Origin of the sequence: Neobacillus sp. NPDC058068, assembly GCF_042885335.1 — a bacterium.
GTDB lineage: Bacteria > Bacillota > Bacilli > Bacillales > Cytobacillaceae > Neobacillus.
Genome location: NZ_JBHVSI010000001.1, coordinates 1 through 22,812 on the forward strand (window position 1 = coordinate 1; position 22,812 = coordinate 22,812).

The window sequence follows — 22,812 nt, forward strand, 5'->3', positions numbered from 1 at the left end:
GCTAAAGCGCCTGCGGGGTCTCACCTGTCCCGCTGCTCCCGCAGGAGTCTCGCGCCTTCCACTCCAATCAACATTGTGCTCAAAATCAACAAAGTATTTTAACACAGCCATTATAAAAAATGAGTGACAGGCACCGTCCAATAGTTGGATGGTGCCTGACACTGCTATTTCAGGCGGAAAAGTCTTTGTGGACGGCCGACTGTTCCATATTGCAGGAATTCCTCAGCAATTTCCTGTTCGATTAGGTAATCCAAATAAGCACGAGCAGTTGAGCGGCTAACTCCGGCTATTTGGGCAATTTGGGCTGCACTGCGCAGCTGAGAATCTTGTATTAAGGATTGTTTCACCCTTTCTAAAGTGCGGAGGTCAAGACCCTTGGGCATCTGTTCCTCTGCATGAGACTTTGGGGCTCGATATTTTTTCAGACCTTCTACAAAATTTTGGTCTAGCTGGCTGCTAGAAAGCAAGTGGAATTTATACTGACTGTATTTCTTTAGCGTCTCTTTCAATAAATCTAGTCTAAATGGTTTGATTAAATAATCAAAAATGCCTAATCTAAATGCCTCTTCAATAATATTGATTTCAGTTGCGGCTGTAATCAAAATGACGTCGCAAGGAAGGTTCCTTGAGCGAATGTCACGTAATACTTCAAGACCTGAACGATCAGGCAAATAAACATCAAGCAAGAGTAAATCGGGATTGAGCTCGCTGGAAAGGGACATCGTTTCTTCAAAGTTTTTGGCAACCCCGATAAGCTTATATCCTTCCTGTTGATTAATATATTTGCCATGAAGATTGGCGATCATGAAATCGTCGTCAATGACTAATACACGTTGCTGTACTCCACTCATTTCAATTCCTCCCCTACAGGCAATGTTACCACCATGTTTGTTCCTTCTGAACTACTCTCGCAGGTAATGAATCCATTAATAATTGATATTAACCGAGTAATAAATGCTAAACCATATCCGCGTCCTTTCCCTTTTGTCGTAATTCCATCTTTAAATAGTGAATCTTTGATCGCTGAATCTATTCCGGGTCCGTTATCATTAACATGTATTTCTAGTTTATTTATTTCTTCTTTAATAAAAATGGACACAAGACTATGTTCATGCTGAAAACCGGATAGTTGAATCGCTTCGAACGCGTTTTCGACCAGGTTCCCTAATATCGTAATGACAATCTCTCGATATGGGCAGTTCTCAGACACAAAGGATTCGTTAATAATATTTAAGTGAATTCCAAGCTCCTGAGCTCGATGTGCTTTACCAACTAAGATTCCAGCAATCGCCGGGTCGCGGACCTTTGTCAAATAATACTGGATTGTATGTTGATAGTCTTCATTTTCTTGTTTAATAACCGATTCTGCCAAATCATATTCAGACATTTGGATCAGTCCTGAAATTAAATGTAATTTGTTCATGTATTCATGTCTTTGACTCCGTAATGTATCAACGTATTTTCCAATATCGTCCAAATGCTGGTCGATTTTTTCAAGTTGAAGCTTGTCCCGAAAAGTGCTGACCGCACCAATCACTTTGTCTGACATTATGACTGGTACCCAATTAGAAATGACAAGCGAATTGCCGACAATCATCGGCTGATCATTTTGAGGAATTCCTTTTTGGAGAACATCAGGCAAACTGCTCATCGGTAAAATCGCTGCAAGTTTGGTTCCGATTAGTTCCTTATCGTCCATCCCAAGCATTTTTTTTGCTTCACGATTGCATGTAACAATTATTCCATCACTATTGACTGCGATAACTCCTTCACGAATGGCCTCGAAAATGGCAGATTGCTTTTCCATTTCAAAGGCTATTTCATAAGGTTCCAAATTAAAAATTTGTTTTTTGACATGGCCAGATAAGAAATAGGCACCTGTCAAACCGAAAAGTAGGGTAATCAGCCCAATGCCGATGAATTTTCCTAAAAACGGGTATAGTTGATGCCAAATAATTTTATCAAGAAAACCGACGGAGACAATTCCAATTTGTTGATGATTTTGGTCAAAGATGGGTGCTTTTCCCCGTATCGAGTATCCGAGTGTTCCTTTTGCTTTTGTGATACTTTCTCCGCCTTTAAGAACAATATCGTTGTCTTCGCCCACCATATATTCTCCAATTCTTGCCCGATTCGGGTGGCTATAGCGAAGAGTTTCCATATTTCCGACAACAATAAATTCTGCTCCGGTTTTCAAGCGGATTGCCTCTACAATTGGCTCAATTTCTAAAGATGGATGTTGTTCATCAAATGCATTAATAATTTGTGGTAAACTGGCAACTGTTTTGGCTAAAGTAAGGGCTCGTTCGCCGGTTTCTGTAAATTTATTAGAAACAAACATATAGGAAAAGGCCGAAATGACTAGAATCAGGACGAAAAGAATATTGAAAGAAACAAGCCAATTGATTTTACTTCTTAGTGTCATTTTTTTTATAATCTGCATGCCATTCACCTTTTATAATTTTTCAAAAAGAAAGAATATACAAACAGTTTAACAATAATAAGTAAACACACAAAGCCTTTTTCGCTGCCAATATCGCCAAAACTGTAAAAATCGTTCTTATTGAACTATTTACCATAATATATCACCTTTCTGAAAATTCTTATAATATTTTGGTAAGCGCTATCAAAAAGGGGGTAATGGTAAAAAATGATTGAATTAATCGGGGCCAGTAAGGAGTTTATCAAGCCTTCTGGCGAGATCCACACGGTCTTAAACAATATTAATCTTAAAGTAGGGAAAGGCGAGTTTTGTTCCATAGTTGGGCCAACAGGATGTGGGAAATCAACGACATTAAATTTAATCGCTGGTTTTGAACAACCTTCAAGAGGAACGGTTCAAATTCAAGGAACAAAACTGCAAGGAATCAACAAACATGCAGCATGCGTCTTCCAAACGGAGAATGCCTTTCCATGGAAAACGGTAATTGACAATGTTTCTCTCGGTTTAAGATTAGATGGTGTCAAAAAAGAAGAGGCCTATAGCGAAGCAAGGAAATGGATTGAGAAGGTGGGGCTTAAAGGTTTCGAAGGACATTATCCTCACCAGCTCTCAGGAGGAATGAGAAAAAGGGTTGCCTTGGCGCAATGTTTAATCACGCAGCCTGAAATCCTGTTAATGGACGAGTCCTTCTCTGCTCTAGATGTTCATACGAGGGCGCTAATGGAAAATGAACTCCTATCTATCTGGGAAGAAACTTCAGCATCTGTCATCTTCATCACACACGATTTGGAAGAAGCGATTGCCCTAAGTGATCGAGTAATCGTGTTGACAGCTGGCCCGGCGGCAACGATAAAAGGGGATTATCGTATCGATCTGGCAAGACCGCGAAATGTATCAGAAATTCGCTTTGACCCACAGTTCATGAAACTGCATGAGCAAATTTGGAATGATTTACGAGATGAGGTGTTCATTAGCTATGCACACGCAAACAATGCTTGACAATAAACAGGATGAAGTTTTACTTCGCAAAAAAGAATTACAAATGAAAGCAGCAAAAATCAAGATACGAAACCTAAGCCTGCAAATTGCAGTAGCAGTGATTATTTTCGGTTCTTGGGAGTTTTTGGCCTCTAATCGATACATTGATCCATTCTTTTTTTCCAGTCCAGGTGCGATTGTAAATCAGATTAAAGAATGGATTTTCGAAGGAACGAGCCAAGGTCCGCTATATATACATTTCGTCGTAACCTTTGAAGAGACGATTCTATCCTTTATAATCGGTGTGATTTTAGGGGTACTTGCAGGCTATGCGTTAGGAAGCAATGATATTCTTGCTGTTATCTTTGGACCTTATATTCAAATGCTAAATGCCTTGCCAAGGGTTGTTTTAGCACCGATCTTTATCATTTGGTTTGGATTAGGAATGCCTTCGAAAATAGCGCTTGGCGTAACACTTACCTTTTTTATTGTATTTTTCAATGCCTTTCAAGGAGTACGCGAGGTCGATCGCAACTTGCTAAATAATGCTCGTTTACTGGGGGCAAACAAAAAGCAGTTGGCCAAACATGTTATTATTCCTTCCGCATTGACATGGATATTATCAAGTCTCCATGCGAGTTTTGGCTTCGCCCTTGTGGGTGTTGTTGTCGGAGAATTTATCGGTTCGACAAAAGGGTTGGGATTTCTTATTGCTCAAGCTCAAGGTGCATTTAATACAACCGGTGTTTTCGCTGGAATGGTGATTTTATCGATTACTTCATTACTAGCCACTTGGGGTGTAGGTAAACTCGAGAAACGGTTTGTTGCTTGGCGGTTTGTCCGTCAATAATGGAAAATTCCTAAAGCTATTGTACTTGTGATTCCGCAGGTAAAACTAGAAAACAACTTTTAATTAAATGGGGGATTGTTAAATGTTAATGAAAAAATTTACACTATTAGGAACTTGTTTTGTCCTTCTCCTTGGGCTGTATTTGGCTGGCTGCAGTAATACTGAAAAGACAGCCGGATCAAAAAATGGCGATTCTTCTTCTGAAAAGCTTCCAAAAGTGAAAATAATGGTCGGCGGTATGGAAAAAATCATTTACAGCCCGGCTAAATTAACGGAGAATTTGGGTTATTTTAAAGAAGAAGGACTTGATGTGGAGCTATCGAGTACAGCCTCAGGAGTCAATTCAGAGCAGGCCTTAATCGCTGGTGAGGTTCAAGGTGTAGTAGGGTATTATGATCACACCATCGATATTCAATCACAAGGAAAATATATTCAAACCGTTGTCCAATTTGGACTAGTTCCTGGTCAAAGATTAATGGTCTCGAATAAGATAAAGAATGAAATCAAATCCTTAGGAGATCTTAAAGGGAAAAATATTGGAGTTACAGGTTTAGGTGCTTCAACAAACTTTTTAGCAAGTTATTTGGTGACAAAGGGCGGGAATAGTCCACAGGATTACGTCCCAGTTCCTGTAGGGTCAGGCAGCCCCTTGATTGCGGCAATGGAGCAGGGGACGATTCAACTAGCCGTTACATCACAGCCTACGATTGCCTTGCTAGAAGCAAAAGGTCTTGCTACTTCTCTCAAGGATATGGAAAGTCTTGATGGAACAAAGGAGACGTTAGGTGGCACCTATCCAGCTTCAAGTTTGTACATGAGCAGCGATTATGTTCAAAAGAATCCAGAGGTAGCGCAGCGGTTAGCGAACGCTTTTGTAAAAACGTTGAAATATATCAACTCACACAGCGCCGAAGAAATTGCTGACCAACTACCAAAGGAATATTATGCAGGGGATAAGGATTTATATTTGAAGGCGTTAGAAGCCAGCATGTCGATGTTTTCACCTGATGGGAAAATGCCTGCCGATGGACCGGACAAAGTGTACGAAATATTAACTACATTTAAGCCAAAACTAAAAGAAGCGAAAATCGACTTAAGCAAAACCTATACAAATAAATTCGTTGACAAAGTAAAATAAAAGCAACATCTTCATTCTTTTTAAGAAAAGCAATAAATAAGTGTCAGGCATCGTCCAAAAACTTGGATGGTTCCTGACACTTTTTGCATTTAAAGTTTCGTTTAAAACAAAAAGTTGCGCGCAGGCAAAAAATATTTACAAGTACAAGAAACCATGTTACTATACTTGCATATATATAAATGAGTAAACGAGATTTCTTAAAAAGTTGCATTAAGGAAACTGATTTAGTTTGATGCAATTTTTAAAGGGGGAATGATTGATGAGTACTCAAACGCAAACAAAACCTGCAATGGAAGAGCAGGGTTGGCTAAAGAAAAGCTCAAATAAAAGTTTAGAAGAGGTTAATAGCACCGTGAGTGTTCCAACCAAAGGCGGCTTTTGGCGTAAGCTTTTGGCGTTTGCCGGACCAGGATCCCTAGTTGCCGTTGGCTATGTTGATCCAGGAAACTGGGCGACATCGATTGCTGGAGGGGCACGTTTTGGTTACACTCTGTTGATTGTCATTCTTCTTTCTAATTTAATTGCCATGCTTTTGCAGGCGTTGTCAGCAAAACTTGGGATTGTAACGGGAAGGGACTTGGCACAGGCAACAAGAGATGCAACGGGAAAGAAAACTGGCTTTTTCCTTTGGATCCTTACGGAACTTGCCATTATCGCAACTGACTTAGCAGAGGTCATCGGTTCTGCAATTGCCTTAAATTTATTGTTCGGTATTCCTTTATTATTAGGGATTGCGATTACTACCTTGGATGTATTGCTCCTGCTTTACTTACAAAAGAAAAGCTTTCGCATAATTGAATCTATTGTCATCGTGTTAATGGTAACTATTTTTGTCGTATTTGTCTTTGAGGTGATTGTCTCTAAACCGGAAATTTCGGCATTGTTTGGTGGATTTGTTCCGAAAATGGAAATTGTCACAAACCCAAGCATGCTCTTTATCTCACTCGGGATTTTAGGAGCAACGGTCATGCCGCATAATTTATATTTGCATTCCTCCATTGTTCAATCAAGACAATACAAAAGAACAATCGAAGGAAAAAGAGAGGCAATTAAATTTTCGTTAATTGATTCCACATTTTCTTTAACAGGTGCTTTTTTCATTAATTCAGCTATTCTGATACTTGGAGCAGCTGCCTTTTATGGAACAAATCTAGATGTATCAGAAATTGAAGCAGCCTATGAATTATTAAGTCCAACATTAGGTGTAGGGATTGCGAGTACGTTATTTGCAGTTGCATTACTTGCTTCGGGGCAAAATGCGACGATAACTGGAACGATAAGCGGGCAAATTGTCATGGAAGGATTTATTCAATTACGAATTTCACCATGGCTTCGCCGCTTGATTACCCGATTATTAGCAGTCGTTCCTGCCTTTATTGTGACATGGGTGGCAGGATCAAAAGGAACTGGTGAACTATTGTTGTGGAGTCAAGTAGTATTAAGCTTGGCCCTTCCATTTGCCGTTATCCCTTTAGTGTTATTTACAAGTGATAAAAAGAAAATGGGTGAATTCGCCAATAAATTACCAGTAAAAATATTGGCATGGGTTTGTACGGTTGTGATTGTGGCATTGAATATATTTTTAATCGGTTATATTATTGTTACCGGTCAAGAATTAGGTTAGAAAAAAAGATCGCCAAAAGGCGATCTTTTTTCGTATCTTAAATAGGAATGAAAGAGGAGACGAGATGCCTCAACTTTTAGAACGGGTTACCCGCGTCTTCCGCCTCTACCGCCTCTTTTTGTTTCCGTGTTTCGCTTGAGGCTAGATAGATTTTCTTCACTTGCTTTTAAAAACTTAGCCATCTTATCTTCGAAATTTTCCTTTGGTTTGAAACTTCCTTTTGAACGGAAGTCTTTTGAACGACTATCCACTCTTCCTTGCCGCGGCGGGCGTTGTGAATAAGAAGAGGGTTGTCCCTCTGGTCGATCTATTGCTTTTTTTATCGATAAGGCAGTTTTTCCGTCTTTCTCACTAATCACCTTTACTTCAATCAGATCGCCAATCTTGAGATGGTCATTAACATCTTTTACATAGCTTTCTGCAACCTCACTGATATGGACAAGACCTGTGGAGCCTCCTGGTAATTCAACGAACGCTCCAAAATTAGTGATTCCTGTTACTTTTCCTTGGACTTTACTGCCGACTTCTACTGACATATTATTATTGTTCCCCCTCAATAAAGTTAACAACTTATAATTATAACAAACTTTTTAAAAAAATCAATTCCACTATTTATGATTAAAATGGAATATCGTCTGTATTGTTCAGAAAGCAAAAAGATGAGCAGGTACCAAAGTACCGCTCATCTAGTTAAAATTTATGATTATTAATATATCTTATCCCCGTTAAAGATGGAATTCTTTACCACGACATAATCAACATTACGGATGGATTCTAATTTGTTTCCTCCAGCATAAGAAATAGAGGATTGCAAATCTTGTTCCATTTCAATCAAAGTATCGATTAAAGAACCCCTGTACTCGACAAACATTTTTTTGCCTTCAACATTTTTCTTTTCACCTTTTTGAAATTCCGATGCCGAACCAAAGTATTCTTTGTAAAGCTTGCCATCTTTCTCAACGGTTTCTCCTGGTGACTCTTCATGTCCAGCAAATAAGGATCCAATCATGACCATCGCGGCACCAAATCTGACGGATTTAGCGATATCACCATGGGTCCGAATCCCGCCGTCAGCAATAACAGGCTTACTTGCTGCCTTGGCACACCAACGCAGTGCTGCCAATTGCCAGCCGCCTGTTCCAAAGCCAGTTTTAATCTTGGTGATACATACTTTTCCAGGTCCAATGCCCACTTTGGTTGCATCTGCACCGGCATGTTCTAATTCTCTTACTGCCTCAGGAGTTCCGACATTTCCAGCAATAACAAAGCTTTGCGGTAAATGCTTCTTAATATGCTTAATCATCTCAATCACAGCGTTGGAATGACCATGTGCGATATCAATGGTAATGAACTCAGGCGAAAGTTGTTCCTCTGCTAATTGCTGGACGAATAGATATTCTTCCTCTTTGACGCCAACACTTATCGAGGCAATTAATCCGCGGGATTTCATATCTTTAATAAAAGCTATGCGCTTTTCTGGTTCAAAACGATGCATCACATAGAAGTAGCCATTTTCCGCTAAATAAACCGATATCTTTTCGTCGATGATTGTCTGCATATTGGCAGGCACAACGGGTAATTTAAATTTATGGCCGCCCAATGTTACAGTTGTATCACACTCAGATCGGCTATTTACTATACATTTTGCTGGAATCAACTGAATATCTTCGTAATCAAATACATTTTCCATAAATCGCACCCCTAAACACGAATATTTAAGTAATTTATAATAAAAACGTTCGTACATTGGTAATGTACATTATTTTTAAAAGGATGTCAAAGAAAAAAGGGGGGAGGAGACAAAATAAAAAAGCCCAGTGGGCTTTTTTATTTGGATTGACAAAGGTTAATTGTATTCTTTCACTAATTCTTTTGTACTTCTTACGGTATCAATCGGGCGAACAAATTTCTCAATTTGATTTCGTTTTGGTTCTAAGAATGGAGGCAGTGATAATTTTTCTCCGAGTGTTTCATACGGTTCATCTCCCATAAATCCGGGTCCGTCTGTCGCAAATTCAAATAAAATTTGCGGTGCCACTCTAACATATAATGACCCGAAGAAGAAACGGTCAATAAATCCAGAGGTACCAAACCCGAAGCCTTCAATCCGTTTCATCCATTCTTCCAAAACAGTACGGTCTTCCACACGGAAGGCAGCATGGTGAACGGTACCAAAACCTTGTTGGGAGGGAGGAAGAACCGTATTATATTCGACCACTACTTGGGCTCCATTGCCGCCTTCACCGACTTCAAATAAATGAAAAGAACCTTCGTGACCAATTTCTTTAAATAACAGAACTTTTTCCATCATTTCTTTAAAGTAATCAAAGTTTGCCACGCGAACAAAGATGGGTCCTAATCCAGTTATTGCAAATTCTAATGGAATCGGTCCTTTTTGCCATGGCGTACCGCTCACAACCCCTTGATTATTTTCATCTGAAATCAATTGGTATTGTTGGTCATCAAAATCGACAAAAGACAGCGTCTTTTTACCAAATTGTTCTTTGATACCTGTATGCTTGATTTCTAAACGATCAAAGCGTTTTAGCCAATATTCGATGGCAGCATCACTTGGTACACGGAAAGAAGTTTTTGAAATCTCGTTCGTCCCATGTACACCTTTAGGAATTCCGGGGAAATCAAAGAAAGTCATATCAGTACCAGGGCTGCCAGCATCATCGGCAAAAAATAAATGATAGGTCTGAATGTCATCTTGATTGACCGTTTTCTTTACTAAACGCATCCCTAAAACATAGGTGAAAAATTGATAATTCTTTTCTGCGCTGCTGGTAATCGCTGTAACATGGTGAATTCCTTTTAGTCCGTTCATTTTATCTCCTCCAACAAATCTCAATTTATGTGTATTTATATGATTCCATTTGTGCCTGTTCACTACTCAGGAAATAGGGAATCTAGGACCAATGCAGTTAATAAATTCGCATAAGCAACTGCCTTGATTTCAAATATCTTTAATTCGAGATAAATAATATCATGGTTTATGATTAATGTCAATGGATAGGAGGGGACAAGGTGCCTGTCCCCCTCCATCAGTTGATTTCATCCAGGATTGTCTGTATGTAAAAGGAAGGTATTGCAGCCCCAAGAGTTTCTTTTGTTTCAATATTAGGGTCCTGTATCGTGGCGAAGATGACACCAATTACTTCTCCATTTTGATTTATTACTGGACTTCCACTATTGCCTTTATAGATGGGTGCCTTAATCATCATAACCGGAGCATCCAAGTCTTTTAACAGGACTTTACCGACAATCGTGCCTTCATTCGCTATTTGGGTAAAGGCTAGCGGGTTGCCAATAAAGGTAATTTTCTCGCCTTTCCGCTGCTCCCACTCTTTTTCAACGGCAAGCGGCAGAACGGGGAGGTTTTTCGCCTCGATATCAACAATCGCAAGATCAAATTCTGGATGTTTTGCGATGACCTTTCCAACAAAGGATTCCCCTGTACTTAAATGTACGTTTACTCTTTCTGTATTTTCAACCACATGTGCATTTGTCACGATTAACCCATTGGAAGCGATAGTAAAGCCTGTGCCTTTTATCCCATTCCATTCAAGGGTTACAACAGATTTCTTGTATTCCCTTACTTCTGTTTTTTTCGAAAGCCTATTTGACACCTCAATAAAACGGATTGCCGGGAGATTAAAGACATCAAACCACATCCCTAATCCACTTATTAATAAAGCAAACACGAGTAGTGAACTAATTATTTTAGCGATTACTCTTTTCCGCCTTTTTCTTTGTGCTTTTTCTTTCTCCCATTCTTGAGGCTCTTCACCTGCAAAGAAGGCTTCCCAATCCATTTCTTCATCCAGCTGTTCTTGGTTATAATCCTTATTTTCCTTCTCCATTTATTACACCTCATAAGATGGTTGTATATTCCTATTGTATCAGTTTTGATAAATGATTTAGCTTATTTAAGCATTTAAGTTTGTTTCTTATATTTCAATTGATACTATAGATAGTAGTAATCTTTTTTATGAAAGGACAAATCTAAATGGCAAACATTCAAATACCAGTATCTGTCTTAAATCTAGCCCCGATAAGGGAGGGACAGACCTCTAAGCAAGCCATTGAGGCAATGGTGGAGCTTGCGCAAGCAGCGGAAAAAATGGGGTATCAACGGTATTGGATTGCGGAACATCATAACTCTCCGACGCTCGTCAGTTCAGCAACGTCAATCTTGATTAAACATACATTAGAGCATACCAATCACATTCGTGTGGGATCTGGCGGGATTATGCTTCCTAACCATTCTCCGTTAGTGGTAGCTGAACAATTCGGAACGATGGCCACGATTTATCCGAATCGCGTGGACCTAGGTCTGGGCCGCGCACCTGGCACCGATATGATGACAGCCAATGCCCTAAGACGCTCGAAAAATGATTCTGTTTATACATTTCCAGATGATGTTAAGTCATTACTTACCTATTTTGGTCCTGAAGAACAGCAAAGTTATGTGAGAGCCTATCCAGGTGCAGGCACAAATATTCCGATTTATATCCTTGGATCTTCCACGGATTCCGCTTATTTGGCAGCAAAAATGGGTCTTCCCTATGTATTTGCCGCCCATTTTGCACCAAGATTCATGGAAGAAGCGATTTCGATTTATCGTGACCGCTTCCAGCCGTCAGAGTATTTGGACAAACCATATATGATGGTTTGTTTAAATGTCATTGCAGCGGAAACAGATGAAGAAGCCAATTGGTTATCAACAACGAAGCACCAATTTTTCCTGAATGTGGTACGTGGTTCGCGGAATCCGTTACAGCCGCCCGTTGAAAACATGGATGTGCTTTGGAATCCAATGGAAAAAGAAATGGCCGCATCGATGTCAAGTGTGACATTATTGGGAAGCAAAGAGACAGTCAAACAACAGTTGAGCCGTTTTCAAGAAAAATATAACGTAGATGAAATCATGGCTGTGTCCTATATTTACGATCCTAATAAACAAAAACGTTCGTATGAAATTCTGAAAGAAGTGGTAGATGGAAAATGATGAAATAATAATTACCCACTGTTGAAGGAGAAAAAAGTGTCAGGCACCATCCGAAAATTGGATGGTGCCTTTGTTATTGTTATCCTGATATTAGCCATCCTTTTCGTAGTTTATCGAATACCAAAACTCTCTATGATAGTAAATTTTCATTCAAAAAGCTAATGATTTGCCCAATAATTCTATTCTGAAAAGGTGAATATGAACATTCAGTGACACATTTCATTTGGAGGTGTCCTTTCTAACGATTTGGTATTAAGATATATTCAAGAGTGTGATTTATATCACATATTAATCTAAAAAAGGTTTTCTAGAATAATAGAAAGGGGAATTACTAAAAAATGAAATGGGCTTTATTGTCACTTCTTTTTACTATAGCCACTGTGCTAACGGGTTGTGAACCGTTAAAGGTTTTGGACCCTAAAGGACCGCAGGCAGCCACACAATCCAAGGACATTATGCTGTCAATCGGAATTATGTCGATTATTGTTCTGGCCGTTTTTGGTATCCTGATATTTATGCTGACAAAATATCGTGCATCGAAACAAAGTAAAGATTATGAGCCTCCCCATATTGAAGGGAGTTTGCTGGTTGAAACCATTTGTGTGGGAATTCCAGTACTAATTGTCATTTTCCTCTCAATTGTATCTGTTCAAAGTAACTATAAAGTTGAAGCGAAACCGGCGGGGTATGGTGATAAAGAACCATTAATAATTTACGCATCCTCCTCAAATTGGAAATGGCATTTTAGTTATCCGGAAGAAAACATTGAAACAGTTAATTATTTGTATATTCCAACAGACCGTCCAATTGAATTTAAACTTTATTCATATGGTCCCATCACTAGTTTCTGGATACCACAGCTTGGCGGACAAAAATATGCCATGTCTGACATGGTCAACACGCTGCACTTAGCAGCGGATGTTCCAGGTGAATACATGGGACGTAATGCGAACTTTAGCGGGAAGGGCTTCGCTGAAAATACATTTAATGTAAAGGCAATGCCTGAGACTGAATTTGATAAATGGGTTAAAGAGGTTAAGAAAACCGCAAAACCTCTGACAGAAGACAAATTTACCGAATTACTTAAACCTGGTCACCTGGGGCAGTCCACGTACACTGGAACCCATTTAGGATTTTTGCCGCCGCCTGAAGGTGAACATGGTGGACACAATCATGGTTCAGGTCATTCTATGAACATGGAAAAAGATGAAAAAGCAAGTGAAACTAGTTCAGAATCAGAACATCATCACCATTAATAGTTTTAAAGTTTGAAACGTTTGGAAAAAAATTCTCCTGAAAGGAGTCAAATTAGTATGGATTTCTTTGATCGCTTTGCCATCCCAAATCCAAGTCCTGTGATTTATGCCTCGATGGTTGCTATTGGTCTAACAGTTATCGCCATCATCGCCGGGATAACTTATTTTAAAAAGTGGGGTTATCTATGGCAAGAATGGTTAACAACAGTTGACCATAAACGGATTGGGATTATGTATTTAATCTCTGCACTTCTAATGTTATTCCGGGGTGGGGTGGACGCAATTATGATGCGGGCACAGCTGGCTGTTCCTGATAACAAACTGCTAGATGCTCAGCACTATAATGAAATTTTCACTACACACGGAGTCGTCATGATTATTTTTATGGCGATGCCATTTATTATGGCATTAATGAACTTTGTTGTGCCATTACAAATAGGGGCGCGCGACGTAGCGTTCCCGCGTTTAAATGCCTTAAGCTTCTGGTTGTTTTTTATGGGTGCCATGCTCTTCAACATTTCTTTTGTTATCGGAGGCTCACCTGACGCCGGATGGACTTCGTATTTCCCGCTGGCAGGTACCGATTTTAGTGAATCGGTAGGGACGAATTATTATATGATTGCAATTCAAATTGCCGGTATCGGGACCTTAATGACTGGGATCAATTTTATCACGACCATTCTAAAAATGAGAGCACCAGGGATGACATTGATGAAAATGCCGATGTTCACGTGGGCTTCATTAGTAACGAATGCGATCATCGTTTTTGCGTTCCCAGTATTAACCGTATTACTTGCAATGGGAACCATGGATCGTTTATTTGGAACGCATTTCTTTACCACGACGAATGGCGGCATGGATATGCTTTGGGCGAACTTCTTCTGGGTTTGGGGACATCCCGAGGTGTATATCTTAATTTTACCGGCATTCGGGATTTACAGTGAGGTTATTTCAACCTTTGCTCGTAGAAATCTTTATGGATATAAATCAATGGTCGGCTCAATGGTGATCATTTCCCTATTATCATTCTTAGTTTGGACGCACCATTTCTTTACCATGGGTCAAGGGGCACTAACAAATAGTATCTTCTCGATTACCACTATGGCGATCGCTGTTCCGACAGGTGTAAAAATATTCAACTGGCTGTTTACACTTTGGAAAGGTAAAATTGAGATTACGACTCCGATGCTATATTCACTACTATTTATCCCGACCTTCACAATCGGCGGGGTAACAGGTGTTATGCTTGGTATGTCTGCTGCAGACTATCAGTACCATAACACAATGTTCTTAGTTGCTCACTTCCACATGGTAATTATTCCTGGTGTTGTATTTGCCATGTTGGCGGGTCTTACGTATTATTGGCCAAAAATGTTTGGATTTATGTTAAATGAAAAAATTGGTAAGTTGTCTGCATGGATTATTTCCATGAGTACCTTATTGGCATTTATCCCAATGTTTTTCTCTGGCTTGGATGGGCAGGCGCGCCGGATGTACACTTATTCCGAATCAACTGGATTTGGACCGTGGAATATGGTTTCGTTTATTGGTGCAGCAGGACTTGCAGTAGGGTTTGCGTTAATCGTATACAACATCTACTACAGCACTCGCTACGCTTCAAGGGATATTTCAGCAGATCCATGGGATGCACGATCATTAGAATGGGCAACACATACGCCAGTCCCTTCATATAATTTTGCCATTTTGCCGCATGTGAATTCATCTGAAGCATTATGGGATGCAAAGAAACATGGTCATGAATTGTTTCCAGGTGAATATGAAAAAATTCATATGCCAAATAATAGCGGTGTACCGTTTATCATGAGCTGTATTTTCTTTGTTTGGGGATTTTCCTTTGTATTCAGCTTATGGATACCACTTATTTTGACAACTATCGGAATTTTTGTATGTATGGGACTTCGTTCTTTTGAAAAAGATCATGGCCATTACATTTCCGTTGATGAAATCGAAGAGACAGAAAATAATTTGCGAGGTGCTTAACAAATGAAAATAGATAACTCGCTGCCACTTGAATATAGTACGGAAGAAAATAGTAATAAAATCTTGGGTTTTTGGATTTTCCTTGGAGCAGAAATTATGCTGTTTGCAACGCTTTTCTCAGCCTATTTCACATTAATGCACGGTACGGGAACCGGCCCAACAGGGGCAGAGATTTTCGAAATCACTCCCGTCCTAATTGAAACCTTTCTGCTGTTAACAAGTAGTTTTACGATTGGCCTTGGGATTCATGCAATGCGGCTAGGCAATAAGAAAGCGATGATGGCATTCTTTTCTGTTACACTGCTCCTTGGTCTTGGGTTCTTGGGTTTTGAAATTTTTGAGTTTGTTCATTATGTGCACATTGGGGCAGGTCTGCAAACCAGTGCCTTCACTGCTGCACTCTTAACGACATTAGGCACACATGGAGCGCACGTGACATTTGGCTTATTCTGGGGATTATTTATCATTTTGCAAGTGAAAAAGCGCGGGTTAACCCCTGAGACAGCGAATAAATCATTTATCTTTTCGCTTTACTGGCATTTCTTAGATGTTGTTTGGATCTTTATTTTCAGCTTCGTCTATCTGAAAGGAATGATGTAAACATGAAAGAATTATTCCCGATGAAGCAGGTGATGGGGTTTGTCTTTTCAATCCTCCTTACCACAATCGCGCTGGCTGTATATTTTTTAGACATGTCCATAACAACTGGGATGACGATTCTCCTTGTGACTGCTTTCATTCAAGCTGCCGTACAGCTTGTAGTATTCATGCATGCTGGTGAAACGAAAGATAAGGGAGCTATATATACAAACGTCTATTACGGACTTATTATTGCTTTGGTCACCGTTTTTGGTACATTATTGTGCATGATTTGGGGTTATATTTAATAGAGCAACGAAAAAGGAGCGTCATTGTCATGACGCTCCTAATTTTTTTTAGTTGGTTCTAAATGAATGCCTTTATCTGATGTTTTCAGCATTTCTTCTGTTGCAACGAAAAACACACCCATGAGAAAGATGAAAACGGCGCCCATTATGATCCCGATGGAAATGCCTGCTAAATTTCTGTAATCGTTTACAAAGAAACTATAGAAAAAAGTTAAAATGCCAAGTGTTAGTAAAATACTTCCGGATACCTTTACAGTATTCAAGATTTTTACATTTAATTTCACTTTTCTCATCCCCCTTTCTATATATTATTCCTCTTGTTCACAAAATTGTCAAAATTAATTTTTATGAATTATCAGAAAGAGGTTATAATTAAATGTTTGTGGATCTTTATACTATTTTATGTACCTCTAAACATGGGGGAATAAGCTAAGAAATTAGATTGATTCTTTCGACAAAATCTGCAAGCAATCCCTCCGAAAGTATATTTCCTTTATCCTAAATTTTCGTAGATTAATGGAAAAAAATACATTTTATACAATCCTTAAGTAGGTTATGTAGTTTTTTTGCTGTCGAAAAATGAAGATTGTCGAAAAATTGATTTGCAATATAATGAAAATTAGAAATTAAAAAGGAGGTTTTTTTATGTCAATTAAAAAAGGATTTTTTGCAGGTGCACTTAGCTTATCGTTATGTGCATCCACGGTTTTTGCTAGTGGTGCAGGTGTAGGACATGCACAATCAGTTGAAAAGAAATACATAGTAGTTTTTAAAGATGAGGCTAAGCTGCCATCAGGTTATGAGGATTTAGTAAAAAAAGCTGGCGGCCAGATTCAAAACAGGCTGGAAAAACTAGGTGCTGTTGAGGTCTCCTCCAGTAATCCTAATTTTCTAAAGGAAGTTAATAAGTCTTCAATCGTGTCCGAAGCTGGAGCAGAGAACAAAATTTATGCTGAGGCACCATCTGTTGAAGCAACGTTCTCCTATGAAGAAGCCACATCTGTTAAGCCAGATTTATATGAACAAAATCAATGGGATATTAAACAAGTAACAAATAATGGGGAATCATGGACCCTTCCTGGGGGAACAGGCAAGCCAGTTTCAGGGGAAGATATTGTCGTTGCGGTTATCGATACAGGCATTGACTATACCCACCCAGATTTAAAAGCAAATTATGCTTACGGAAAATCCTTTGTTCCGGTCTATTCGGACCCTAAGGACGAAAATGGTCATGGCACACATGTAGCAGGTTCAATTGCAGCTAAAGGAAGAACAATGGGAGTTGGTCCCGACCTTAAAGTTGCTTCCTATCGTGTCTTTGGCCCAACCGGAGAAGCTTCCACAGCCAATATCGCGGAGGCATTAATGACAGCTGCCGATGATAATGTTGATGTCGTAAATATGTCTTTAGGCGGTTACGATTGGTTCCAGGATCCTGATTATGCGACAAAAGATGTTGTAGCCGATGTACAAATGTTTAATCGCGCCATTAACTATGCCATAAAGAAAGGTGTTACAGTTGTTGGGTCTGCGGGAAATAACGGTGTTGATATAAGCAGCCCAGGAAAACTTTCAGGTGATAATAAAGGTGCTACACACAGAAGCCCAAGCAATCAGAACTTAATCAGGGTTTCCGCTGGCGGACAATTGAAGAATCTAGCATACTACTCAAACTATGGTGTAGGAAAAATTGATGTCATGGCTCCAGGCGGGGATTTAGGTCCTAACTACAACCCAGAAACAAAAGAGGGAAGGGATAATTCGTACCTATGTTTTGCAACTGTCCCTGGCGGTTACGGTTATAAAGCTGGGACATCAATGGCGGCTCCAAAAGTAGCAGCACTTGCCGGCGTTATTATTGCCCAACACGGGAAGGATAAACTGAATCCAGCTCAAGTAAAACACATCATTTTGAAATCAGCTGAAGATGTATTCAAACCAGGTTACGATGAAAAATCTGGCCAGGGATTAATTAATGCGGTTAGTGCATTGAAATAAATATTAATTAATGCGGTTAGTGCAGTGAATTAAATATTAATAAACAAAGCTATCGGCGGTTCCGGTAGCTTTGTTTATTTCTTTCCCGCTGCAGAAGGATTGAATATTACTATTCAAATGCGTTTTCTTTTGCCCAACAAGCAATTCCCTGTTATCTTAGTAGAAAGAGTAAATTTCCCCTGAATGGAGATGAATTCCAGCCTAAAAAGTCAATACAAGGAGTGAGAGAATGATCCGATTTGAAAAGGTAACAAAGCGATACCAAGACGGCAACGCTGCGATCAAGTCCCTTGATCTGAAAATTAATGATGGGGAGTTTTTTGTCATTATTGGTCCTAGCGGCTGCGGAAAAACCACGCTGCTCAAAATGATGAACCGACTAATTGAATTAACTGACGGTACCATTTTTGTTGATGATAAAAAAATTAGTGACTATAACATCCACGAACTTCGCTGGAACATGGGCTATGTCCTTCAGCAAATTGCGCTATTTCCTCATATGACGATTGCAGAAAATATTGCGGTAGTTCCAGAATTAAAAAAATGGAACAATGAGAAGATTCGGCATCGAACCGATGAATTGTTGGAAATGGTTGGACTGCCGCCGGAAAAATATCGGGGCCGGAAACCGAAAGAACTTTCTGGCGGTGAGCAGCAGCGAATTGGCGTGATACGTGCCCTAGCCTCGGATCCCGGAATATTATTAATGGATGAACCATTCAGTGCACTTGACCCGATTAGCAGGGAAAAATTACAGGATGACATCCTTGAACTGCAGCGAAAAATTAATAAAACGATTGTTTTCGTTACTCATGATATGCAGGAAGCGATTAAGCTTGGAGACCGAATTTGCCTCATGAAAGATGGTGAAATCGTTCAGGTTGGAACACCAAACGAGATTATCGAGAACCCGGCCAATGATTTTGTCCGAGATTTTGTCGGGATGCACTCAGCTGCAGTTAAGGAGAATATCTGGTTAGAAGACATCATCGAGCAACTCATGACCAGCCAGAGCGCGGCACCTTCCACAGTAATAATTCCAGTAACAGCCTCATTAAGAGAGGCACTTATGTTGTTAACCGTGCACGAACGCTTGTCAGTGACAAAAGAAGGGCAAATCGTTGGAATAATCACAAGGCAAACAGCTTTACAATATATGGCGGAAGGTTTGCGGGAAGTAGGTATCGGCAATGGATAAATTTGCAGATGTTTTTAAAGAAAGACAATCGCAATTGTGGAGTGCCTTGCTCGAGCATATTGAACTTTCCCTCATTGCCTTATTTTTTGCTATACTTATTGCGATTCCACTCGGGATTTATTTGACAAAAAAGCAAAGGATTGCTGAAGGGATAATTGGCATTACCGCCATCCTGCAAACAATCCCATCATTAGCCCTATTAGGTCTATTAATTCCTTTGTTTGGCATCGGAAAAGTGCCCGCCATCATTGCCTTAGTGATCTATGCACTGCTTCCCATTCTTAGAAATACATATACCGGCATCAAAGAGGTAGATCCTTCGCTTATCGAAGCTGCAAGAGCGATGGGGATGAACAGTAGACAAAGATTAGTAAAAGTTGAACTCCCCCTCGCCACGCCGGTGATAATGGCGGGAATACGAACGGCAATGGTGTTAATTGTCGGAACAGCAACATTGGCAGCCCTCATTGGCGCTGGAGGATTAGGGGACATTATCCTTCTTGGGATTGACAGAAATAATTCAGCACTGATAATTCTTGGTGCCATCCCAGCAGCCGTTCTCGCCATTTTGATTGATACATGCTTGCGCCAATTTGAACGAATATCTTTCAAAAAGACCTTGATTACTTTTGTCGTTATAGGAGCGGCAGCCCTCCTGACCATTGCGATTCCGTCGATTACCAACCATGACCAGAAACAAATTGTCATCGGCGGAAAACTTGGTTCAGAGCCGGAAATTTTGATAAACATGTATAAATTGCTTATCGAGGAAGATACAGACCTAAAGGTCGACCTTAAGCCTGGTCTCGGCAAAACTTCGTTTGTTTTTAATGCGTTAAAGTCAGGCAGCATTGATGTGTACCCTGAATTTACCGGAACTGCGATTTCGGAATTTTTAAAAGAAACGGCTGTAAGTACGGACAGTGCCCAGGTATATGACCAAGCACGAACTGGCATGTTAAAAAAATATGATATGGAATTGTTAGAACCAATGAGTTACAACAACACGTATGCCTTAGCTGTCCCGAAGCCTTTGGCTGATAGGGAAGGATTAACGACAATTTCTGATTTGCAGAAAATGAGCAGCAACATAAAGGCCGGTTTTACCTTGGAGTTTGCCGATCGTGAGGATGGGTATCGCGGGATTCAAAAACTTTATGGCATCGAATTTGCTAACGTCATTACGATGGAGCCGAAACTCCGTTACAATGCGATTAAATCAGGGGATATTGATTTGGTTGATGCGTACTCAACAGATAGTGAATTAAGGCAATATAACCTAATTGTTTTAGAGGATGATAAGCATCTTTTTCCTCCTTACCAAGGGGCACCTTTATTAAGAATGGAAACGGCGCAAAAATATCCGGAAATCGAAGTTGCTTTAAAGAAGCTTGCGGGAAAAATAACGGATGATCAAATGCGCGAGATGAATTATCAAGTTAATGTCAACAATAAAAGTGCCAAAGATGTTGCCAAGCAATTTTTACAAGAAGAGGGATTAATTAAATAATTATACTTATTCAAATTAAGGATGAATTCCTTGCTTTCTAGGTTAAATGATTTTAATCTAAGACAGAGCATAAAAACACTACCATGAAGCAGGAGAGATAGAATATGAGGGAAGTCAAAACAGAACAAGAATATCGGGATCAAATCGCAAACGATGAATTAACAGTAGGCATCTTTACCACCACATGGTGTCCGGACTGCAAACGGTTAGCGATGTTCATCGATGAAGTTATCGAAGAGAATCAAGACAAACAGTGGATAAAAATTGACCGTGATGAGTTTCCGGAAATTTCTGAGGAACAAAATGTCATGGGGATTCCTTCTTTATTAGTATTTAAAAATGGCGAAAAATTAGCTCATTTACATAGTGCCAACGCCAAAACACAAGATCAAGTTAGAGAATTCTTAAACAATTTCTGATTACTATTCATTGTATTTCTTAAGCCCTTTTGGAGATTATAATTGCGAGGTGATGGGATGGCCACGGCAAAAATTGGCGATGTGATTTCGTTTAAACGTGAGGGAAAAACCCTCGAAGGTGTCGTTTCAGGCATTAGGGAAAATTCCGTAATAGTTCAATACGGTTTTTCCAAAGCCAAAGATGAACCACTTACGACTATCGTTAACCATAAAAATTACAAAATTACCAAAAAATAAGTAGAACAGTTGATGGTATCTCTAGAACATTATTGTTCAACTTGAAACAGGATTGGGCACTATCCATAAAATTGGATGGTGTCTTCTTTATTTGATTGCAAAACAGTGTAATTATTCATACTTTGCAATGCTGCCGCTAGAAATTCGCCGAGTCGTTGATAGCTATGTTTTAATAAAAATAATGATACAATGTAAAAAAATAAAAGGGGGGCTATTTCTAATGTACAGCTTTAAGAATGATTATAGCGAAGGCGCACATCCTAGAATATTGAATGCTTTAGTGGAATCCAACTTCGAGCAGGAGGAGGGCTACGGCGAAGACCGATTTACCCGAAAAGCTGTAGAACTTTTAAAGGGAAAAATCGGGAGCACTGATGTTGATATCCACATATTATCAGGCGGAACACAAACGAATTTAACCGCTATTTCAGCTTTCTTAAGACCGCATGAAGCAGCGATTTCCGCAAGTACTGGCCATATTCTGGGTCATGAAACGGGTGCAATCGAAGCAACAGGACATAAAATCCTTTCTATTGAAACAGAAGATGGAAAACTGACTCCGGCACAATTGCGAGCTGTACTCAAGGCACATCCAGATGAGCACATGGTGAAGCCGAAGCTCGTTTACATTTCGAATTCGACAGAAATAGGATCGATTTATAAGAAAGATGAACTGGTGCAATTAAGGAATTTCTGCGACAAAAACCAGCTTATTTTGTATATGGATGGAGCGAGATTAGGATCAGCGCTTTGTTCCGCAGAAAATGACATTTTACTAAGTGACCTCCCAGGACTTGTGGATGCTTTTTATATTGGCGGAACCAAGAATGGAGCACTCATAGGGGAAGCGTTAGTGATTTGTCGTGATGCTCTTAAAGAAGATTTTCGCTATCATTTAAAGCAAAAGGGTGCCCTGCTTGCAAAAGGGAGACTGTTAGGGATACAATTTCTTGAACTTTTCCGCGACAATTTGTTCTTTGACTTGGCTGCGCATGCAAACAAGATGGCGGAAATGCTTAGGACTGAAATAAGCGAAGCAAAAATTCTATTTCTGACCGAATCACCATCCAATCAAATCTTTCCAATCCTGCCGAATGCATTGATTATCGAACTTCAAAGGAAATATTCCTTTCATGTTTGGGAACAAGTTGATGCCGATCACTCGGCGATTCGCCTTGTAACCTCTTGGGCAACAAAAGAGGATATGGTCGCCGCTTTTATTAAGGATTTGAAAAAGGAACTTACAAAATAAATTAACA

Annotated in this window: 22 protein-coding genes; 15 read left to right on the top strand and 7 right to left on the bottom strand. The window is 39.7% G+C overall.

Going from position 1 to position 22,812, the window contains the following annotated elements; all coding sequences use genetic code 11:
* Nucleotides 1-164: 164 nt before the first annotated feature.
* Both ACFVSW_RS00005 and ACFVSW_RS00010 read right to left on the bottom strand, forming a co-directional pair.
* Nucleotides 165-851: a response regulator gene (locus ACFVSW_RS00005; protein WP_387310845.1), complete on the bottom strand. Its 687-nt coding sequence runs from the start codon at nucleotides 849-851 to the stop codon at nucleotides 165-167.
* Nucleotides 848-2,443 (bottom strand): ATP-binding protein, encoded by a 1,596-nt coding sequence (locus ACFVSW_RS00010; protein WP_387310846.1) that lies wholly within the window; start codon nucleotides 2,441-2,443, stop codon nucleotides 848-850. The genes ACFVSW_RS00005 and ACFVSW_RS00010 overlap by 4 nt, the downstream gene beginning before the upstream one ends.
* 207 nt (nucleotides 2,444-2,650) lie before the next feature.
* Between ACFVSW_RS00010 and ACFVSW_RS00015 the strand changes: the two genes are divergently transcribed.
* The 4 genes from ACFVSW_RS00015 (at nucleotide 2,651) to ACFVSW_RS00030 (ending at nucleotide 7,033) form a co-directional block, all read left to right on the top strand.
* On the top strand, nucleotides 2,651-3,442 hold the full coding sequence (locus ACFVSW_RS00015) for an ABC transporter ATP-binding protein (protein WP_387310848.1): 792 nt from the start codon (nucleotides 2,651-2,653) through the stop codon (nucleotides 3,440-3,442).
* Nucleotides 3,420-4,271 carry an ABC transporter permease gene (locus ACFVSW_RS00020; protein ID WP_387310850.1) on the top strand — a complete coding sequence of 284 codons (852 nt, stop codon included), beginning with the start codon at nucleotides 3,420-3,422 and terminating at the stop codon, nucleotides 4,269-4,271. Before ACFVSW_RS00015 ends, ACFVSW_RS00020 begins: the two co-directional genes overlap by 23 nt.
* An 82-nt stretch (nucleotides 4,272-4,353) precedes the next feature.
* Nucleotides 4,354-5,409: an ABC transporter substrate-binding protein gene (locus tag ACFVSW_RS00025; protein WP_387310852.1), complete on the top strand. Its 1,056-nt coding sequence runs from the start codon at nucleotides 4,354-4,356 to the stop codon at nucleotides 5,407-5,409.
* 259 nt (nucleotides 5,410-5,668) lie between these two features.
* The gene (locus tag ACFVSW_RS00030) at nucleotides 5,669-7,033 is read left to right on the top strand and encodes an Nramp family divalent metal transporter (protein WP_387310854.1); all 1,365 of its coding nucleotides are present in this window, start codon (nucleotides 5,669-5,671) and stop codon (nucleotides 7,031-7,033) included.
* 86 nt (nucleotides 7,034-7,119) lie between these two features.
* On the opposite strand, the gene ACFVSW_RS00035 is transcribed toward ACFVSW_RS00030, so the two are convergent.
* The 4 genes from ACFVSW_RS00035 to ACFVSW_RS00050 form a co-directional block, all read right to left on the bottom strand.
* On the bottom strand, nucleotides 7,120-7,569 hold the full coding sequence (locus ACFVSW_RS00035; RefSeq protein ID WP_387310856.1) for a S1 domain-containing RNA-binding protein: 450 nt from the start codon (nucleotides 7,567-7,569) through the stop codon (nucleotides 7,120-7,122).
* A gap of 170 nt (nucleotides 7,570-7,739) precedes the next feature.
* A complete protein-coding gene (guaC, locus tag ACFVSW_RS00040) occupies nucleotides 7,740-8,723 on the bottom strand; it encodes a GMP reductase (protein ID WP_387310858.1) in 984 nt (327 codons plus the stop codon).
* A 156-nt stretch (nucleotides 8,724-8,879) separates the two neighbouring features.
* Nucleotides 8,880-9,863: a ring-cleaving dioxygenase gene (locus ACFVSW_RS00045; protein WP_387310859.1), complete on the bottom strand. Its 984-nt coding sequence runs from the start codon at nucleotides 9,861-9,863 to the stop codon at nucleotides 8,880-8,882.
* Nucleotides 9,864-10,080: 217 nt separating this feature from the next.
* Nucleotides 10,081-10,899 (bottom strand): S1C family serine protease, encoded by an 819-nt coding sequence (locus ACFVSW_RS00050; RefSeq protein ID WP_387310861.1) that lies wholly within the window; start codon nucleotides 10,897-10,899, stop codon nucleotides 10,081-10,083.
* Between the two features lie 146 nt (nucleotides 10,900-11,045).
* Between ACFVSW_RS00050 and ACFVSW_RS00055 the strand changes: the two genes are divergently transcribed.
* From ACFVSW_RS00055 to qoxD, 5 genes are all read left to right on the top strand, one after another.
* Nucleotides 11,046-12,047, top strand: a complete 1,002-nt coding sequence (locus tag ACFVSW_RS00055) for an LLM class flavin-dependent oxidoreductase (RefSeq protein ID WP_387310863.1) — start codon at nucleotides 11,046-11,048, stop codon at nucleotides 12,045-12,047.
* A 338-nt stretch (nucleotides 12,048-12,385) separates the two neighbouring features.
* Nucleotides 12,386-13,303, top strand: a complete 918-nt coding sequence (gene qoxA, locus ACFVSW_RS00060; protein WP_387310865.1) for a cytochrome aa3 quinol oxidase subunit II — start codon at nucleotides 12,386-12,388, stop codon at nucleotides 13,301-13,303.
* 57 nt (nucleotides 13,304-13,360) lie between these two features.
* Nucleotides 13,361-15,304: a cytochrome aa3 quinol oxidase subunit I gene (gene qoxB, locus ACFVSW_RS00065; protein ID WP_387310867.1), complete on the top strand. Its 1,944-nt coding sequence runs from the start codon at nucleotides 13,361-13,363 to the stop codon at nucleotides 15,302-15,304.
* A 3-nt stretch (nucleotides 15,305-15,307) separates the two neighbouring features.
* On the top strand, nucleotides 15,308-15,904 hold the full coding sequence (qoxC, locus tag ACFVSW_RS00070; RefSeq protein ID WP_387310870.1) for a cytochrome aa3 quinol oxidase subunit III: 597 nt from the start codon (nucleotides 15,308-15,310) through the stop codon (nucleotides 15,902-15,904).
* A 2-nt stretch (nucleotides 15,905-15,906) separates the two neighbouring features.
* A complete protein-coding gene (gene qoxD, locus ACFVSW_RS00075) occupies nucleotides 15,907-16,191 on the top strand; it encodes a cytochrome aa3 quinol oxidase subunit IV (protein WP_387310872.1) in 285 nt (94 codons plus the stop codon).
* Nucleotides 16,192-16,229: 38 nt separating this feature from the next.
* Here the strand turns inward: qoxD and ACFVSW_RS00080 are convergent, their stop codons facing one another.
* Nucleotides 16,230-16,475: a hypothetical protein gene (locus ACFVSW_RS00080; RefSeq protein ID WP_387310874.1), complete on the bottom strand. Its 246-nt coding sequence runs from the start codon at nucleotides 16,473-16,475 to the stop codon at nucleotides 16,230-16,232.
* Between the two features lie 361 nt (nucleotides 16,476-16,836).
* Between ACFVSW_RS00080 and ACFVSW_RS00085 the strand changes: the two genes are divergently transcribed.
* The 6 genes from ACFVSW_RS00085 (at nucleotide 16,837) to ACFVSW_RS00110 (ending at nucleotide 22,805) form a co-directional block, all read left to right on the top strand.
* On the top strand, nucleotides 16,837-18,189 hold the full coding sequence (locus ACFVSW_RS00085; protein ID WP_387310876.1) for a S8 family peptidase: 1,353 nt from the start codon (nucleotides 16,837-16,839) through the stop codon (nucleotides 18,187-18,189).
* Between the two features lie 229 nt (nucleotides 18,190-18,418).
* On the top strand, nucleotides 18,419-19,387 hold the full coding sequence (locus ACFVSW_RS00090) for an ABC transporter ATP-binding protein (RefSeq protein WP_387310878.1): 969 nt from the start codon (nucleotides 18,419-18,421) through the stop codon (nucleotides 19,385-19,387).
* The gene (opuFB, locus tag ACFVSW_RS00095; protein WP_387310881.1) at nucleotides 19,380-20,897 is read left to right on the top strand and encodes an osmoprotectant update ABC transporter permease/substrate-binding subunit OpuFB; all 1,518 of its coding nucleotides are present in this window, start codon (nucleotides 19,380-19,382) and stop codon (nucleotides 20,895-20,897) included. Before ACFVSW_RS00090 ends, opuFB begins: the two co-directional genes overlap by 8 nt.
* 104 nt (nucleotides 20,898-21,001) lie before the next feature.
* Nucleotides 21,002-21,316, top strand: a complete 315-nt coding sequence (locus tag ACFVSW_RS00100; RefSeq protein WP_024028214.1) for a thioredoxin family protein — start codon at nucleotides 21,002-21,004, stop codon at nucleotides 21,314-21,316.
* Nucleotides 21,317-21,373: 57 nt separating this feature from the next.
* Entirely contained in the window at nucleotides 21,374-21,553 is a 180-nt protein-coding gene (locus ACFVSW_RS00105) for a DUF2187 family protein (RefSeq protein WP_387310883.1), read from the top strand.
* A 220-nt stretch (nucleotides 21,554-21,773) separates the two neighbouring features.
* Nucleotides 21,774-22,805, top strand: a complete 1,032-nt coding sequence (locus tag ACFVSW_RS00110; RefSeq protein WP_387310885.1) for a threonine aldolase family protein — start codon at nucleotides 21,774-21,776, stop codon at nucleotides 22,803-22,805.
* Nucleotides 22,806-22,812: the final 7 nt, after the last annotated feature.